Genomic DNA, 15630 nt, shown 5'->3' with positions numbered 1-15630 from the left:
CTAAGGAAAATATATGGGAACAGAATTTAGTTATTTAATTCTCCTTCTTCTAGGAGTTGTGATTCTACTGGAAAATAGGATAAAACGTTTAGTTTTACTTCTCGGCTTTCAAAGTATCTTTCTGTTAGTCCCACTTTTTGAAGACTCGGGTTTTAACACTCATAGTCTTTTTTTAGCGGGGATGATCGTCTTCTTTAAGGTTATCTTGACGCCTCTTATACTTTTCTGGACGGCGAGAAAGACGAACTCCGTAGAATCCACATTTCCGAAGATCGGCTACATACCAACTTTTGCACTTCTTTCGGTCGGCGCATTGATAGGATTCTTGATGTTCGGTTTCACCAAATATCGATTTGGTGAAGTAAATCAAATGTCCTTTCTTTATACATTCCTGCTTTTGTATGTAGGAATGGTCGGCTTTGTGGTTCGTCGTCATTGGGTTCCTGTGATCGCTTCCTTCGGAGTTTTTGAAAATGGAACGTTTCTATTAACTCAAATTTTACGGACCGGTTTACCGTTAGGGATAGAATTCGGATCCTTCCTGGACGCCGTGTTTATTATCGGCGCGGCTTCTACGCTTCGAGTCAGTATGCAGAATGATCCTCAATCCGAAAAAGAGGAGGTTTCCGCGTGAGTTTACTTTATTTAAACAGTATTGGAGCGGTTGTTCTTCTTCTCATCCTGATCGCATATATTTTCGCGCCGACCAAAGGTCAAAGTAAGATTACGATGTGGTCGTTTTTGATGTTGCTTTGTGCAGGTTTGAGTTTTGCAGCTTGGAATTCGGAAGGTTCAGCTTTTCAATGGGTGCTCATTGAAGCCACTACCTTTACGGGAACGTTACTCGTCTCTTCCAGCGGAACTTCGAAATCATTCCCGATCGCTTGGAAGTTTTTGTTAATCAATTCGTTCGGATTGGGTCTAGCGTTTTTAGGTATTATCATCGTAACGGCGACGTTACACGGTATCGATCATCCTGTTGAAATTCTCGCCGGCCGTATTTCGGAACATCCGGAAAACTTATGGATCGAAATCGGTCTATGGTTAGCGATCTTCGGCTATTCGGCGAAGTTAGGATTGTTTCCGAATCACGTTTGGGTCGTGGATACCTATGGCGATAGCCCGAGTCAAATTTCAGCTCTCATTGCGGCCTTTATTCCCGTCTCCGTATGCTTTGCGATTCGTCCTTTTGTTCAGATGGACCATAAGTTGTACCCGACCACTTTTAGCGCGGCCGACGGATTGCTGATTTTAGGAATTGCGACGATGCTTCAGAGTATCGTCGCTTTGTATCAAAGGAATGATTTACGAATGATGACCGCGAAAGTCGCGTTATTTCACAGCGGTGCGCTTGCTATTTTTCTTTGGATGGATCTACCGGAGACAACTTTCAATTATATAATGGCGGGTAACATCGTCTTAAAATCGCTTCTCTTTTTGACCATGGGAATCGTGAGAATGGATTCGGGAGGAAGGGAGTTGAGTAAGATATTTCTTTCGGAAGCGATCAATAAACGAGCTCTTTCCCTTTATACCATCGCGTTGTTTCTTGCGTTTGTACTTCCGGGATCTCCGATTTTTGTAAGCGATCTCTTGCTTCTAAAGGCTGGCTGGGCACAAAAGCAATGGTTTGTAATTTTAGTTCCGTTTCTCGGTTTGGTTTTTTTTGGAGTGACCATCTATAAGACCGTTCCGTTGTTTAATCTAAAACACAGACCTTTTGCAAAAAACTTCGCTTTCACGTTGAATGTTCGACTGATCGATTCTTTACTTCTCTGCTTCACGGTCATAGGGCTCGGAATTTGGGGATTCTATCGATTGTTGCAAGGAGAATTTTGAATGCGTACCGTCACAGGTTTATATCCGAGAAAAGGAAAAAAAGGATATCATCGCTTTTGGATTTCCAGCGAAGGAATCGAACGCGAAGTTATAGAACACACACAAAAGGAAATCATCGAGGATTCCGCAAATCCTATCTGGATTCTACGACATTCATTAGGCGTCGATCAAGGAGAGGAAGATTATTCGGCTTTTGATTTTGAAAAATACATCAACATTGGACGCAAAACGGATCTCGAGAAATTTGTAACGAAAAAAGGAATTAAGGATTTATCATATAAAGGACTGAAAGTTCCGATCCCTGCCGACCACTATTCCCATGCAGTCGGACCGATACATGCCGGCGTTATAGAACCGGGGCACTTTCGTTTTATCGTTCAAGGTGAATTGATTAAGAATCTGGACATTCGTTTGGGTTTTCAAAAACGAGGTTTGATCGAAATGATAAAAGGAAAAGGTCCGAAAAATTCTTTCCCTTACGCCGAGGCGATATCAGGGGATAGTACGATTTCCTACGGAATCGCGTTTTCAAGAATTTTTGAGGAAGCTCAGAAGATCGAAGTTCCTCAAGAAATAGATTTTGCAAGATTGGTGCTTTTAGAATTAGAAAGAATCGCGACCCATATCGGCGATATGGGCGGCATCGCGGAAGACATCGGCTATTATCCGTTACACGGGGTTTGTTCCCTGCAGAGGGGAGTTCCGCTCGGTGTTATGGAAGCGCTGACCGGGAATCGATTCGGACGAGGGGCGTTGTCACCGGGGAAGATTTCTTTGAGGCCGGGTTTGACTCGCGAAAAATTAGCCGAGTTGGCAGAAAGGATTCGATCGGTGACGGCTGACGTAGCCGGACATTTTCTGAGAGCCGCTTCCGTTTCAACCAATCGTGAAAGATTACAAACCTGCGGCGTAATTCTACAAAAGCAAGTTCGACAGCTTGGTTTTATCGGTATGGTGGAAAAATGCACCGGTCTTAACCGAGATTTACGCAAGTTGGAAAAATCCTATGACTTCAGCTCGCCGATCAACTTGGAATTAAATCACAATCACATGAACGGTGACGCTTGGGCTCGATTTTACATACGATATGAAGAATTGCTGAGAAGCAGTAAATGGTTAGTGGAAGCTATTCCTAAAATAGAAGCTCTTTCGGATTTTAGGGATAGAAAAATAAGCGCGTCTAAAACCGTAAAAAAAGGATCTTATCATGCGGCGGTGGAAGGTTGGAGAGGGCCGGTATTGGTTTCTCTCGATCTGGAAGACGACGGAACGATCGAAGGCGCATATATTAGGGATCCTTCCGTTCCCAACTGGCATGCTCTGGAATTAGCGGTTCGAGACGAATATATCGGAGATTTCCCGCTAAATAACAAATCGTTCAACCTCAGTTATGTCGGAGTGGACCTATGAAAGCAATATACGAAATTTTGAATATCTTTCGTCGTGCAAAAACGATGAACTATGAAAAAGTCTCGCCGATCAATTCGAATGCGAGAGGAATTCCGGTTCCGGTCTTAAGGTCCAACGAGTCCTGCTTATCCTGTAAATCCTGCGAACAAGTGTGTCCGACGCATTCCCTCAAAATTCATTCCAAGGAAAAGATGAGCTTTGATTACGGCGCTTGTCTTCAATGTGGAAGATGTTCGGAAGCATGTTCCGATGGAAAGATCGTAGATTCAGGTTTTGTTCATGTTTATTCTTTCGATCGAGATTCTCTTAAGGTGATTTATACCGACGGAATTCCCGATGAAAAAAACGAAAACGTTTCGGATGAAGTGAAAGAATTTCAAAGGATCACAAAAAGAACCGGTTTTCAATATAGAGAAATCGCAGCCGGAGGAAACAATACGACGGAAGCGGAAATCAACGCGAGTTTCAACGCGCTTTTTGACAGCGAAGCCAGTAAAGTTCGTGTGGTTGCTTCTCCCAAACACGCGGATGCGCTCGTATATTCCGGTCCGGTCAGTCAGAATATGGAAGGGCCGTTGGACACAGCATGGGAAACGATGCCTTCTCCAAAAGCATTGATCGCATGTGGAACGGAAGCCGTCTCGGGTGGATTGTTCAAACGGGGAAAACTTCCTAAGGAACCGGATCTTTTCATCGGCGGGGATCCGCCTAGACCGGACGTGATGATATCGGCGTTTCGTTACTTGATGGGAATTAGAGAATTTTCCTTTCGTGCGGAATTGACGAAACACGTTCTAAACTTAAGAGAGAAAAAGTAACTCAAAAAGAAAGAATGGTCGAAACTCGAATTACAAAAAGAATTATAAAATTCTAATGTATTTCAAGCGAACTGAAAAAACGAATCCGGAAAGGTTCAAACCTGCTCCGGATTTTTCTATCGATCAACCGTAAATTGAAACTCCGATTAGCACGATTGCGATCAAAGGCGGTAAACCTTGAATAATCGCGGCGCGGGCCATAGCTGGTTTGGAAGCAAAAAGGACGAGGCCCGCTCCAAAAACGGAAAGGCAAGAAAAGATCATAATTGCCGGTGCAAAATTCGCGTGAACTTCGAAGAAGAGCGCTCCGTAAAGAACTCCGATTGCGAGAAAAAGATTATAAAAACCTTGGTTTAGAAAAACACCCTTCATTGCCTCGGCTAACTTTTTGTCCGTAACGCCAAAACGTCTGTGAATTGCCGGACGCATCCAAAGAACGCTTTCCATGAGAAATATCCAAACGTGAAGTGCACCTACGATGCCGGCTAGAATTCTTGCGGTTAAAATCATCCTATCATCTCCTAAAGATTTGTTCCGGTAGTTTAGCAGGCGGCTATTCTTTTGTAAAGGCACAACCAGGCCAATTTTAGACGTGATTCGGCCTCATAAAATATTGCCAAAATGAAGTTTTTATTGTGATTCTGCCAAAACAGACTTTGAATGCCGAATATGGACGTTGTCATTCTGTTGATTCCCGGAGCGCCTGCTTCCGTGATTACCGGCCTTTTCGAGTTCTTTGAATTTGCGGGAATGGATCTCGAAAAGCGTAGGAAACCTCCGATATGTCGAGTTCGTACCGCCGCGATTCAATCGGAGCCGGTGCAACTTCATGGAAGTGTACAAATCAAACCGGATCTCGTAGGTCGGTGCGAAAAAGTGGATCTTGTAATCGTCCCGGCAATCGGGCCAAACGTAGTCGCGATCAAACGGAGGTGTGGGCTTGAGATAGAATGGCTGAAAGAAACGGCGGCGCAAGGAGTTCGAATCGCGAGCGTTTGTTCGGGGGCTTTTTTGTTGGCTTCCACGGGATTGTTGGAAGGAAAATCCGCGACAACACACTGGCACTTTGCTTCTCTTTTTCGAAGAATGTTTCCGAATGTAAATCTTGATGTAGACAAACTGGTGATCGACCAAGGCAATTTTTTGACTTCCGGCGGAAGTAACGCATTCTATGATCTTAGTCTTCACGTCTTGGAACAATCCCTTGGAAGAGAAGTTGCGCTTAAATGTGCGAAACATTTCCTTCTCGATTCAGACAGAATTTCGCAAACGCCCTTTATGACCTTTGCAGTACAAAAACACCACGACGATGTACCGATAGCAGCTGCGCAGGACATTCTAGAAAACGAATTCACGAATCCGATTTCTATGGAAACCTTAGCACAAAGAGTAGGCTTGAGTTCTCGAAGTTTAAAAAGAAGATTCAAACAAGCGACTGGCGATCCGCCTTCGACATATTTGCAACGTCTTCGAATAGAATGGGCCCGGCGTCGTTTGGAAGAATCCGGAGATTCCATCGAAGAGATAAGTTACGCCGTCGGATATGAAAACGTAGGTTTTTTTCGAGTCCTTTTTAAAAGATACGTCGGAATCAATCCTCTGGAACATCGGCGTCGGCATTCGATTAAAATCCCGGTTCGGTTTAAATAACGATTCATTTTCCGGATCGTGTAAAGCTGATCCCTGTTTTCAACTCTACAAAAAGAACTGATTTCATTAGAATTTCCTTTTATAAAATTCGAAACGTAGGGTCGATTCACTCTTCGGATTTTTATTCTGAAAGCAAAATCCGGGGTCCGACCGACAAATTTTCATTTTTCAAAGGAAGGAATTTTCCAATTAAACTCAAAGACATTCGCTTTTGGGAAAAACAAATCTTACCAAAATTCTTTCGAATCCGAAAGTGGACTCACTCTTATATTTTTAAGAGTCAAAAATAAATTTCTAAATCCCGTCTTTTAAGTCTAAGAAAAGGAATTCGAAGGGAAATAAAATGAAAATCATCATTCCATTCTTAATTTTGAATTTATCAGTTTCGATTTTTGGTGAAACAAAAAAGATGCATTTTTTTGGAACGGCGACGGATCTAGAATCCGGGAAAATTCTCTATTACGATCATCACGAAGAGATTTGGGAAAACGGAAATCATTCCTATTCTAGGATTCAATATAAAAATCCGCAGGGAAAGGTTTTTGCTAAAAAGAAAATCCAATTCTCCAAAAATCCCTCCATCCCCGATTTCCAATTGGACGATTTACGGGACGGTTATCTGGAAGGTGGAACCTTTTTAAAATCCGGATCCGCAAAATTATTCGCACGACGGAATTCGGAAAAACCGTTAGAGGAAAAAACGATCTCCTTCTCGGAGCCGGCTTCGATGGACGGAGGTTTTGATTATTTTGTAAAAAATAATTGGGAATCTTTAATCGATGGAAAAACGATTCGTTTTCGATTTTTGGTTCCGGTCGAAAGAGATACGTTTGCTTTTTCCGTTTTCAAAACAAAAACGGGAGAATACAAAGGAAAACCCGCTTTATTCTTAAGAATGAAAATCGACAACGCTCTATTTTCAGTTTTTGTAAAACCGATCGATATGGTCTACGATATCGAGTCTAGAAGAATTATGGAATACAAAGGTACGTCGAACATCAACGACGAAAAGGGAAAAAGCCTTAACGTAAAGATCGTTTACGATTTTCGTTAAAAACCGATTCTCCAAAAAGCTGTTCCTTTAAGTTGGTATGTTTCGATCAATTTCTGCAATTGAAGAATCGATTTCGTGTTCGAGATAAAACCGATTCCCGTAGAATCCTGAATCTTAAGATAACCGTCTTCTCCTTCCGTGATTTTAAAACGATTTTGCCTTTTGATGAATTCCCTTTGGCTGATGATACGAACCTTTCCATTTCGTTTCCAAAGGTAACCGTAAAGCGGAAGCCCCAACCAAAGTTTAGAGGAAGGAATTTGGTTCGATAAGAATTCCAAATTCTTCTTTGTCCAGGAAATGGAAGTCACCGGACCCGGATCCGTTTTCGAAGAATGGAAATCGTAGCTCATGAGTACGAACTCGTCGATAAAATCCGCGTTTAAAAGTTCCGAGTGAATTTTAGAATTCGGATTTGGAAAATCCACCTGAGGAAAGAGAGCCAAAGTCAGGATTTTTTCCTGAGGAAGTTTTTTTCTGAGATCTTTTAGAAATCTTTTATAATTCGATTTTTGAGAATTTGAAATGGATTCGATATCCAAATGCAATCCTGAGAGATTAGGATTTTGTTCTATAAATTGAACCAGGCTTTCCGTGGCTCGTTTTATTCCGGTTTCCGTTTTCAAGAAATGCCATCCGTTTGGATGATAGACGGTGACCAAGGGAATCAACCGGACCTTATATCTCTGACTCAAGGATGAGAACGATTTCGGAAGCGGGGCAGATTTTAGAGTTCCGTCCGCTTTGAGATAAGTTCCCGTAAAACAAAGAGTATGCGATTTGGAAAAAAAATCTGTCCAATAAGAAAGGGATTCCCTTTCGATCGATTCGTGGGTCGTATAATTCCAGATCGGCTTTGGATCTTTGGCAAAAAGAGAGGAAACGTTCCATAAACAGAGTAAGGTAAGAATTTTGAGAATGATCACGTCTTACGGATATAATACGTTTTCTTAAATTTCAATCAATCCGGGAACCTTTCGAACCGATTTTTTAATCAGAGAATAGGACCGGACCTAATCCGGGAGGAAGCGAGTTTGGTCATCAAAGCAGGATTAGAAGAGGCGATCTACGAAGGTCTAGAAAGACTGGGAATTTTGAATTCCGGCTTGAGACCGAGAATTTCACTGCATTCTTCGAGCCTCAATGAAATCTATCTTGTGACGGTTCCTGCCCATTCTTTTGCCATAAAAGTTATTCCCAATCGAGAAATGGCGGAAACCGAAAAAGAATCCCTCGAACAACTCTACAGAGTCGGAGTCCGCGTCCCGGAATGTTACGGATCCGTGCAGGTAGGAAATTCCTGGTTTCTCGTGATGGATTATATCGAATCCGGAACTAGTTCAGACGCAAGAGAAGATCTGATCCGAAGTCTGAAATTGCTCTACCAAAAGGATTGCAACTCCTGGGGCTGGAAGCGTAACAATTTTATCGGAACTCTTTCTCAAAAGAATCGGTGGTTTGCGTCTTTTGAGGAATTTTTTTGGGAATGTCGTTTATCACCGCAGTTGGACTTAGCTTTCGGAAGAAAGTTGATCGCTTCCAAAGACTTAGAGAGTGTGACCGATATTTTTCGAAAGTTCACGGAAGAATGGTCCCTCAATCGTTCCCGTCCTAGATTGATTCACGGAGATCTTTGGTCCGGAAATATTCTAACGGGAAAAAACGGACATTCGTATCTGATCGATCCATCGATTTCCTTTTCTCATCCCGAACAAGATCTCGCCATGTTGAATTTATTCGGTAGTTCTCTGAATCTCGAAGAGATGCAACAGATTCTTTCTTTTATAGGCGTGGATGATCCCGAACATTTGAAGGATAGAATTCCTTTTTGGCAGATTTATCCGGTTTTAGTCCACATCAATCTTTTCGGACCTTCCTATCTTTCCTCGCTCAGACAAATCCTTCGTTACTACGGTAAAAGTTAATTCTTAAATCCGATCGGGAATTGCTTGATCGATCCGTTTGCAAAGGAAAGATATGCGGATCATGAAACTTTCCGGAAATACGATCTTAATCACCGGAGCGACATCCGGAATCGGTCTTGAACTCGCGAAAAGATTCGCCTCTCTGAACAATACGGTTCTTGCTTTGGGAAGAAATAAAGAATCTCTTTCCAACCTAGCTTCCATTCCATGCGTTCAAACGATTCAATGCGATCTTACCAAACCGGGAGATTTTGATAAGTTGATTTCGCTTATCAAAAAGAAATATCCTTCGCTTAACATCCTGATCAATAACGCGGGAATTCAATTCAATCCGAATTTTCTAAAGGATTCGGATCAAAGCCTAAACATAGAAAAAGAAATTCAAACGAATCTAACGATTCCGATACGATTGATCTCGATCCTAATTCCGATCCTAAAAGTTCACGCTAATTCCGCGATCGTAAACGTGACTTCGGGTTTGGCTTTGGTTCCGAAAAAATCCGCACCTCTTTATTGTGGAACGAAGGCCGGACTTCATCTGTTTACCGAGGCTCTTCGCTATCAACTGGAAGGTTCGAATATTCAAGTAGTAGAAATGTTGCCCCCGCAAGTAGATACTCCGATGACGGCGGGCCGAGGAAAGAATAAATTGACGACAGTGGAATTGGCGGATCAATTTTTGTCGGCTTTGGAAAAGGATAAAGTTTATATCGGTATCGGCGTGGTTCGTTACCTTCGATTTTTACTCCGCCTTTTCCCTTCCTTGATTTATAGAGTTGTGAAGAACTCCTGAACTTTTGAGTGGTTCGGAAATCGAAGAATGGAACTTTTAATTTTAAAATCCATAGGAAAGAGGATGATTTCTTGAATCCAAAAAATTCTATCGAGTCGGCGAACCTCGTCATCGACGTTCGTAACGTGATCAAACGTTTCAAAAATACGATCGCGGTCAATGATCTGAGTTTGGCTATCCAAAGGGGTGAGTTTGTTGCGCTCTTGGGCCCGAACGGTGCGGGTAAAACTACGTTGATCGAAATGTTGGAAGGAATTCAAAAGCCGGACGAAGGGTCCATATCCATCTTAGGAACAACTTGGGAAGAAAGTGAGACCTTTCTTCGATCCAAAATCGGATTGGCCTTACAAGAGACCAGGTTTATGGATAGAATCACCGTTCAGGAAACTCTCAATCTTTTCGGAACGTTTTATAAAAGTAAAAAGGAAAGACTCGAGGAAATCCTTGAGCTGATCAATTTGGAGGACAAGCGAAAGTCTTACGTTAGTCACCTTTCGGGAGGTCAAAGACAAAGATTGGCGCTTGGAGTTTCGATATTAAATTTTCCCGAAATACTTTTTTTGGACGAGCCGACAACTGGATTGGATCCGGGTGCAAGAAGAGACGTGTGGAAAATTTTAGATCGTCTCCGACAAAGTAAAACGACGATGATTCTTACAACTCACTATATGGAAGAGGCGGAAACTCTTTGTGAAAGAATCATCATCATGGATAAGGGAAAAATTTTGGACCAGGGAACTTTACCCGATCTTTTAGGAAGAACCGGTGGAGGGGAGATCATTCGTTTTTCAATCGAAGACGGATCCGATCCGGAGAGTTTGATTCCTTCCGACGGGATGTATAAATATGTTTGGGATTCGGCCAAGATGGAAGCGAGAATCTATGTCTCCGCGATCACCGATTATTTGCCCCGATTGATTCAAGCCATTTCCGTTTCCGGAAAAAAACTGAAGAATTTGGAATGCCATAAAAAGACGTTGGACGATCTTTTTCTAAGTATGACCGGAAGAGGACTGGAAGAATGAAACAAATCCTTCAATTGGTGAGCATTCAGCTCAAGGAATTTTATAGGGAACCCGGTATTCTTTTTTGGGCTTTTGTATTTCCGATCGCGATGGCGGGAGTTCTCGGAATCGCATTTAAGAATCGAGGGTCTGAAGAGGTTAAAATTGCAGTATTAGAAAATTCTTATAAACTCGAAGAGCTCAGAAAAACTCTCGAAGTCGCGGATTTTTCAAAGGAAGAGTCCACGTCAAAAGGCGAAAGTTCCCGATCCTTGCCTTCGCTTAAATTTTTGATTCTTTCCAAAGCGGAAGCGATTCGAGATCTGAAAAGAGGAAAGATAAATCTCATTCTGGAAAAAACGGAAAACGGTAAGATTCACTTTTCGTTTGATCCTGAAAATCCGAACGGACAAAGGGACTATCTTTTGATTCTCGCGAAAATTCGTTCGAACGGATCCGAGTTCGATTTTGAAGTGGAAACTTTGGACTCGAAAGGTACAAGATACATCGATTATCTCGTACCAGGAATGCTCGCTATGGGAGTGATGAATTCCTGTCTTTGGGGGGTTGGATGGAATCTTATCGAAATGAGGATGAAAAAACTTTTGCGAAGAATGTCCGCAACTCCTATGAATAAGATCTATTTTCTACTTTCTTTCTTTTTCACAAGATTGGTCGTTACTGCCGTAGAATCTCTGATTCTCCTAAGTTTCACTTTTTTGACGTTTGAAAATTCTTTTGAGGGTTCGATCGGAGCCGCGCTACTTATCTATCTAGCAGGTAACTTCGCTTTTGCTTGTATCGGAATGTTTATCGGGTCCAGGGCCGCGAGTTCTCAAGTTGGAAACGGATTGGTGAACGCGGTTACTTTCCCGATGATGGTTCTCTCCGGAATTTTTTTCTCCTATCAAAATTTTCCGGAGACGGTTCTACCTTTCATTCGAAATCTTCCGCTTACTTTGATGGCGGATTCTTTGCGTGCGGTCTTTATCGAGGGAGCGGGTTTATCTGCATCGCTTCCGGTCGTCGCCGAATTGCTCGTTTATGGAATCGTATTTCTTTTTGCGGGAAGTAGAATTTTTCGCTGGTCTTGATCTAAGCTGAGAAAATAGTTTCAGAGATGATTTCTTCTTCACTGAGACACGGTGCATATACCGCTTTTCTAAAACCGCTTTTTCTTTCTTTAGATCCGGAGACAGCGCATGAGCTTGCAAAGACACTTCTTGGTGTGAGTCGAAAAATTCCTGGATTTCTTTCCGTTCTGGAGTCCATGACTTCGTATCGAAGCGACCGATTGAAAACCACGGTAGCAGGCCTTGAATTTGAAAATCCCTTGGGAATGGGGGCGGGTTTCGATAAAACCGGAGAGTTATATCCTTTTTTGAGCAGGATGGGTTTTGGTCACGTCGAGGTCGGAACGATTACCGGACAAGCTCAACCTGGAAATTCGAAACCCAGAGTTTTTCGTTATCCGGAAGATCAGGCTCTTATCAATCGGATGGGTTTTAATAATCCGGGTGCAGACCTCGCGTTCGAAATTCTTACCGAACAAAATAAAGGAAAAATTCGCGGAATCAACGCCGGAAAAACGAAGATCGTTCCGGAAGACAAGGCGGTCGAAGACTACGTTTATACGCTGAAACGTTTGGCGCCTTATGCGGATTATGCGGTAATCAATATAAGTTCCCCCAATACACCCGGACTCAGGAATTTTCAAAAGCAGGAGAATTTTGTTTCCTTGATAGAGGGGATTCGTTCCGGACTTGGAAAGGATTTTAGAATTCCCATCTTTGTAAAGTTCGCTCCCGATATGGAAGAAAAGGATCTGGAAGCTTTGTTGGAAACCTCTTTGAGTTTAAGACTAAACGGAGTGATTCTTACGAACACGACGGTCGATAAATCGTTTCTTTCAAAATATCCGAATGTTGAAAAAGAAGGCGGTCTTTCTGGCAGACCGTTGCGAAAAAAAGCGACCAAATTTATTCGGGTTGCGTATAATCTTTTGAAGGGAAGAATTCCGATCATCGGGGTGGGCGGGATCGATTCCGGTGAAGCGGCATTGGAAAAAATTCTAGCCGGAGCTGACTTAGTTCAAGTTTATACCGGTTATATTTATCAGGGTCCGTTTTTGCCGTTGCGTATTCTTGAATTCTTAGATCGATTTTTGAAAAAAAATCAACTCGATTCCATTTCTCAGATAGTGGGAAAGGAAAAGGAAATCGGTTTGCTCTTAAAAAGTTAACGTTCGTTCCCCAAAGTGAAGAAATCTTTCCTTGAGCTTGGAATTTAAAAAAAGAATTTCAGCTCGTCAATCGTAATAGATTCGCTCTCTAAAAGAAGCATTAGGAAATTAGTGAATATGTTTAGAAAATCTCTCGTCTCAGTTTTGATTTTATGTTGGTTCTTTTGGGGTTGTCCGATTCAAAAAGACAAAGACAAAACATCCGAAACTCTAAATCTTTTGCTCGGTTTATATTTGTATAACGAATCACTCTATCGTTGCGAGCCCGCAGAAAATGAAAGGACTTCCGGTGCTGCTCCGAATTTTAGCGTTTCCACTTCTTCACTGAGCCAAGTCTTATTAACGGAAAGTAACGCTTATGCCGACGGTGGAACCGCTTATCTTACGGGGACTGTAAATTTTCCCGGTTTGGGTAAAAGCAATCCGATTGGAATCGTTTACGCCGAGCAGAACCATACGTTTGCATCGAACGCCAATCGATTTATGTATCCTCTTTGGGAAAATGCCGCAGGCAATTTAATTCAGGATAACGGTAAAAGTGAAGCTGCCGGATCGCGTTCTGTAACGACCGCCTTTCCGATCGGAGCCACTCCGAGTTACTATGCGCCAAGTTCGGGGTATAATAATTTCGGAAGTAATATTTTGGGAGTGGATTTTATTTTACCGAGCGTGCCAAGTCCTTCCATCCCTACTAGAAGAGTTACAAACAACACACCTCATACTTGCGAGGAATATAAATTTCGATCCGAAGCGAACGGAATAATGGGAAGCGCGGCATCCGGCTTAGCGAAGGTTTGGCAATCTCGAAAGAAGTTACATATCAATTTGATCTTTGTTCCCAATGCAGTAACCACTCCGACCACTGTGGGGATGGCAACGATGATACAAACTTTAAAAGAAATCTACGCGCAAGATACGGTTAAGATAGACGTTACCGTAACGGCGGTTGTCGCGGCGGGGGCCGAAGCAAATTTTCTAACGGTCGCAAATCTATCCGACGATTTTGGAGATGTCGCTGGCTCTTTGGGAACCTTATACAAAACGAATCCGGCCGGAGTTCAAGATCCGAATTCTTTAAATATTTATATAACCAGAGGCTACACAGTTTCGAGCAGCGCGCCGGCGGGAATTTTAGGAATCTCTTCCGGAATTCCTGGAATCCCGATCGCAGGAACTCCTAAATCCGGAATGATCGTTTTTATCGAGAATCATAGAACTGCCACTGGATGCGGTGCGGTTGGTTCGGATCTCACCTGTGCAGCGGATCAGATTTTTTTGGCGAAAACGATCGCACACGAGGGCGCTCATTTCTTAGGACTTTATCATCCTGTCGAAAAAGATGTAATCAGAGGACGTTATTCACTGGATCCTTTACCGGAAACACCTGAATGTCAGGATCAAAACGGTAATAATCTCGTCGGTTTAGGAGAATGTTTAGGAACGGGATTCTTTAACAGTGGGGGACTTAATCTTATGTTTTACGCGGGAAATCCAACAATCAATCAAACACAATTGACGGGAGAACAAGGCTGGGTGTTACGATCACATCCGTTGGTTTATTAATATGAAAACTAAAAAGAATCCAATCAAGTTTAGAATCGGGGAAGTTCTTGCGATCAGTTGGATCGTTCTAATGTGGGTCTCAACTTCAACACAAGCCGAACCTCTCGATGGGGCCCAATACGAAAAGATAAAATCTGTAGTTCTTCAGACCGGACATTTCGATCGAGAATCATTGATCAAAGAAATTTACTCGATCAATCCGAATCCTCAGGAATACTTAATTGCGATCTCCAAAGAGCCCGGTATGAGAGTTTATGCGCTTTCCCAAATCAACGATTTGATCGCCGACTTTGGCGGAAATTCTGCGAAGACCTATTTAGAATCGACGATCGCGAACGAAAATTCTCATCCATCGGTTCGAAATGCGGCTGTATTTGCTTACGGAAAGTCGTATTATTCTTTCGATAAAGCGAGTACTGAAAATTTTCTCAAACAATATGAAAATCATATCGGAATTGGAAGTTCGATTCAGAACACGTTAAAAGATCTTAGAGCAGGAAAAATTAGTTCGGTTCGTTTTTCGGATCGATTGAAAAAATCAAATCTTGAAAGCCTCAAAGATAAAAATCTTCGTAAACCGGGCTCAAACAACAAAAACGATCGATAAAAATCAAAAATCTCTCTGAGTGAAATAGTATAAATATTTCGTTCAGGGAGAATCGTTAGAAGTCGCGGTTACCGGTCTGCAAATTCCTTTTTCTTTCCAATCCAGCTTCCATTCATTGGCGGAATCGTCTTTGAAAAGACGAACTATAAAATTCGTACACGAATAACGAAGACTCGTATCGGTCGAAACTTCGTAATCTCCCGAATAACGAAACCAGTGAACTTCGAGATCGCTACCGGATATTGGCTCCCCGATTTTTAAATTTTCTACAGTCTTACCTTTCCAACGATCCTGCAAGAGACCTTCTTCGATTAACTTGAAAGCTGTTTCTTTATCGGGCGATTCTTTGCCTGGATCGGATAAAACAATATTCTTACCGAATCCCAATTCCGAAAATAGCCAACCCTTAGTACGAATGAAAATATAATTCGCACCAACTTCCGTTCTAGTAATACTTCCATCCTTACGTTTTGCAGTAACTAAGAATGGAAATTTGTAAAGTATATCCGCATTGGATTTAGGTTCTTCTTTTTCTATCAGAACCGGTTCGCCGTTACTTTCGATCGATTGAATTTTATCTCCAACGTGTTTTTTGGACCACTGGATTTGAACGTCTTTTTTTGCTCTTTCTTCGTCAGGAGGACCTGCTAATTGTGCACCTAACAGAGTAGGTATAAGAATGAGCAAAGCAGTTCCTGCTAACGCGAAGACCTTTTTCATAGCAC

General features: G+C 42.3%; 16 protein-coding genes. 13 read left to right on the top strand and 3 right to left on the bottom strand.

The annotated features are described in order from the left end of the window. Positions 1-13 precede the first annotated feature (13 nt). From JWG45_RS06050 to JWG45_RS06035, 4 genes are read left to right on the top strand one after another with little or no spacing between them, the layout of a single operon-like run. Positions 14-634, top strand: a complete 621-nt coding sequence (locus JWG45_RS06050) for a formate hydrogenase (protein ID WP_205278860.1) — start codon at positions 14-16, stop codon at positions 632-634. Next, positions 631-1839 carry a proton-conducting transporter transmembrane domain-containing protein gene (locus JWG45_RS06045; RefSeq protein ID WP_205278859.1) on the top strand — a complete coding sequence of 403 codons (1209 nt, stop codon included), beginning with the start codon at positions 631-633 and terminating at the stop codon, positions 1837-1839. The genes JWG45_RS06050 and JWG45_RS06045 overlap by 4 nt, the downstream gene beginning before the upstream one ends. Further along, complete coding sequence (locus tag JWG45_RS06040) at positions 1840-3249, top strand: hydrogenase large subunit (RefSeq protein ID WP_205278858.1); 1410 nt, start codon at positions 1840-1842, stop codon at positions 3247-3249. Beyond that, positions 3246-4067, top strand: coding sequence for an NADH-quinone oxidoreductase subunit B family protein (locus JWG45_RS06035; RefSeq protein ID WP_205278857.1), 822 nt, complete (start codon positions 3246-3248; stop codon positions 4065-4067). The genes JWG45_RS06040 and JWG45_RS06035 overlap by 4 nt, the downstream gene beginning before the upstream one ends. A gap of 123 nt (positions 4068-4190) precedes the next feature. On the opposite strand, the gene JWG45_RS06030 is transcribed toward JWG45_RS06035, so the two are convergent. After that, positions 4191-4577, bottom strand: a complete 387-nt coding sequence (locus JWG45_RS06030) for a DUF1304 domain-containing protein (protein WP_205278856.1) — start codon at positions 4575-4577, stop codon at positions 4191-4193. 150 nt (positions 4578-4727) lie between these two features. Here JWG45_RS06030 and JWG45_RS06025 point away from each other — a divergent pair, with 150 nt between their 5' ends. Both JWG45_RS06025 and JWG45_RS06020 read left to right on the top strand, forming a co-directional pair. Continuing rightward, positions 4728-5717, top strand: coding sequence for a GlxA family transcriptional regulator (locus JWG45_RS06025; RefSeq protein WP_232380542.1), 990 nt, complete (start codon positions 4728-4730; stop codon positions 5715-5717). A gap of 343 nt (positions 5718-6060) precedes the next feature. Then, positions 6061-6771 carry a hypothetical protein gene (locus JWG45_RS06020; protein WP_205278855.1) on the top strand — a complete coding sequence of 237 codons (711 nt, stop codon included), beginning with the start codon at positions 6061-6063 and terminating at the stop codon, positions 6769-6771. Here JWG45_RS06020 and JWG45_RS06015 read toward each other — a convergent pair. After that, a complete protein-coding gene (locus JWG45_RS06015; RefSeq protein WP_205278854.1) occupies positions 6768-7697 on the bottom strand; it encodes a glycosyl hydrolase family 18 protein in 930 nt (309 codons plus the stop codon). The two genes, JWG45_RS06020 and JWG45_RS06015, sit on opposite strands and share 4 nt — an antisense overlap. A 108-nt stretch (positions 7698-7805) precedes the next feature. Here JWG45_RS06015 and JWG45_RS06010 point away from each other — a divergent pair, with 108 nt between their 5' ends. From JWG45_RS06010 to JWG45_RS05980, 7 genes are all read left to right on the top strand, one after another. Further along, positions 7806-8696 carry a fructosamine kinase family protein gene (locus tag JWG45_RS06010; RefSeq protein WP_205278853.1) on the top strand — a complete coding sequence of 297 codons (891 nt, stop codon included), beginning with the start codon at positions 7806-7808 and terminating at the stop codon, positions 8694-8696. A gap of 61 nt (positions 8697-8757) precedes the next feature. Beyond that, positions 8758-9489, top strand: a complete 732-nt coding sequence (locus JWG45_RS06005) for an SDR family oxidoreductase (protein WP_205278852.1) — start codon at positions 8758-8760, stop codon at positions 9487-9489. 71 nt (positions 9490-9560) lie between these two features. Continuing rightward, positions 9561-10514, top strand: coding sequence for an ABC transporter ATP-binding protein (locus JWG45_RS06000; RefSeq protein WP_232380541.1), 954 nt, complete (start codon positions 9561-9563; stop codon positions 10512-10514). Next, entirely contained in the window at positions 10511-11587 is a 1077-nt protein-coding gene (locus JWG45_RS05995) for an ABC transporter permease (protein ID WP_205278851.1), read from the top strand. Before JWG45_RS06000 ends, JWG45_RS05995 begins: the two co-directional genes overlap by 4 nt. A gap of 26 nt (positions 11588-11613) precedes the next feature. After that, complete coding sequence (locus JWG45_RS05990) at positions 11614-12735, top strand: quinone-dependent dihydroorotate dehydrogenase (RefSeq protein WP_205278850.1); 1122 nt, start codon at positions 11614-11616, stop codon at positions 12733-12735. Between the two features lie 117 nt (positions 12736-12852). Then, positions 12853-14298: a M43 family metalopeptidase leptolysin gene (locus JWG45_RS05985; RefSeq protein ID WP_205278849.1), complete on the top strand. Its 1446-nt coding sequence runs from the start codon at positions 12853-12855 to the stop codon at positions 14296-14298. Position 14299: 1 nt separating this feature from the next. After that, entirely contained in the window at positions 14300-14905 is a 606-nt protein-coding gene (locus tag JWG45_RS05980) for a hypothetical protein (protein ID WP_205278848.1), read from the top strand. A 42-nt stretch (positions 14906-14947) separates the two neighbouring features. Here JWG45_RS05980 and JWG45_RS05975 read toward each other — a convergent pair whose 3' ends face one another. Continuing rightward, positions 14948-15625, bottom strand: a complete 678-nt coding sequence (locus JWG45_RS05975; protein WP_205278847.1) for a hypothetical protein — start codon at positions 15623-15625, stop codon at positions 14948-14950. Positions 15626-15630: the final 5 nt, after the last annotated feature.

The organism is Leptospira ainlahdjerensis (genome assembly GCF_016919175.1).
Classification (GTDB): Bacteria; Spirochaetota; Leptospiria; order Leptospirales; family Leptospiraceae; genus Leptospira; species Leptospira ainlahdjerensis.
The sequence above is the reverse complement of the archived record's forward strand: the minus strand, read 5'-3'. Positions and strand labels throughout refer to the sequence as shown.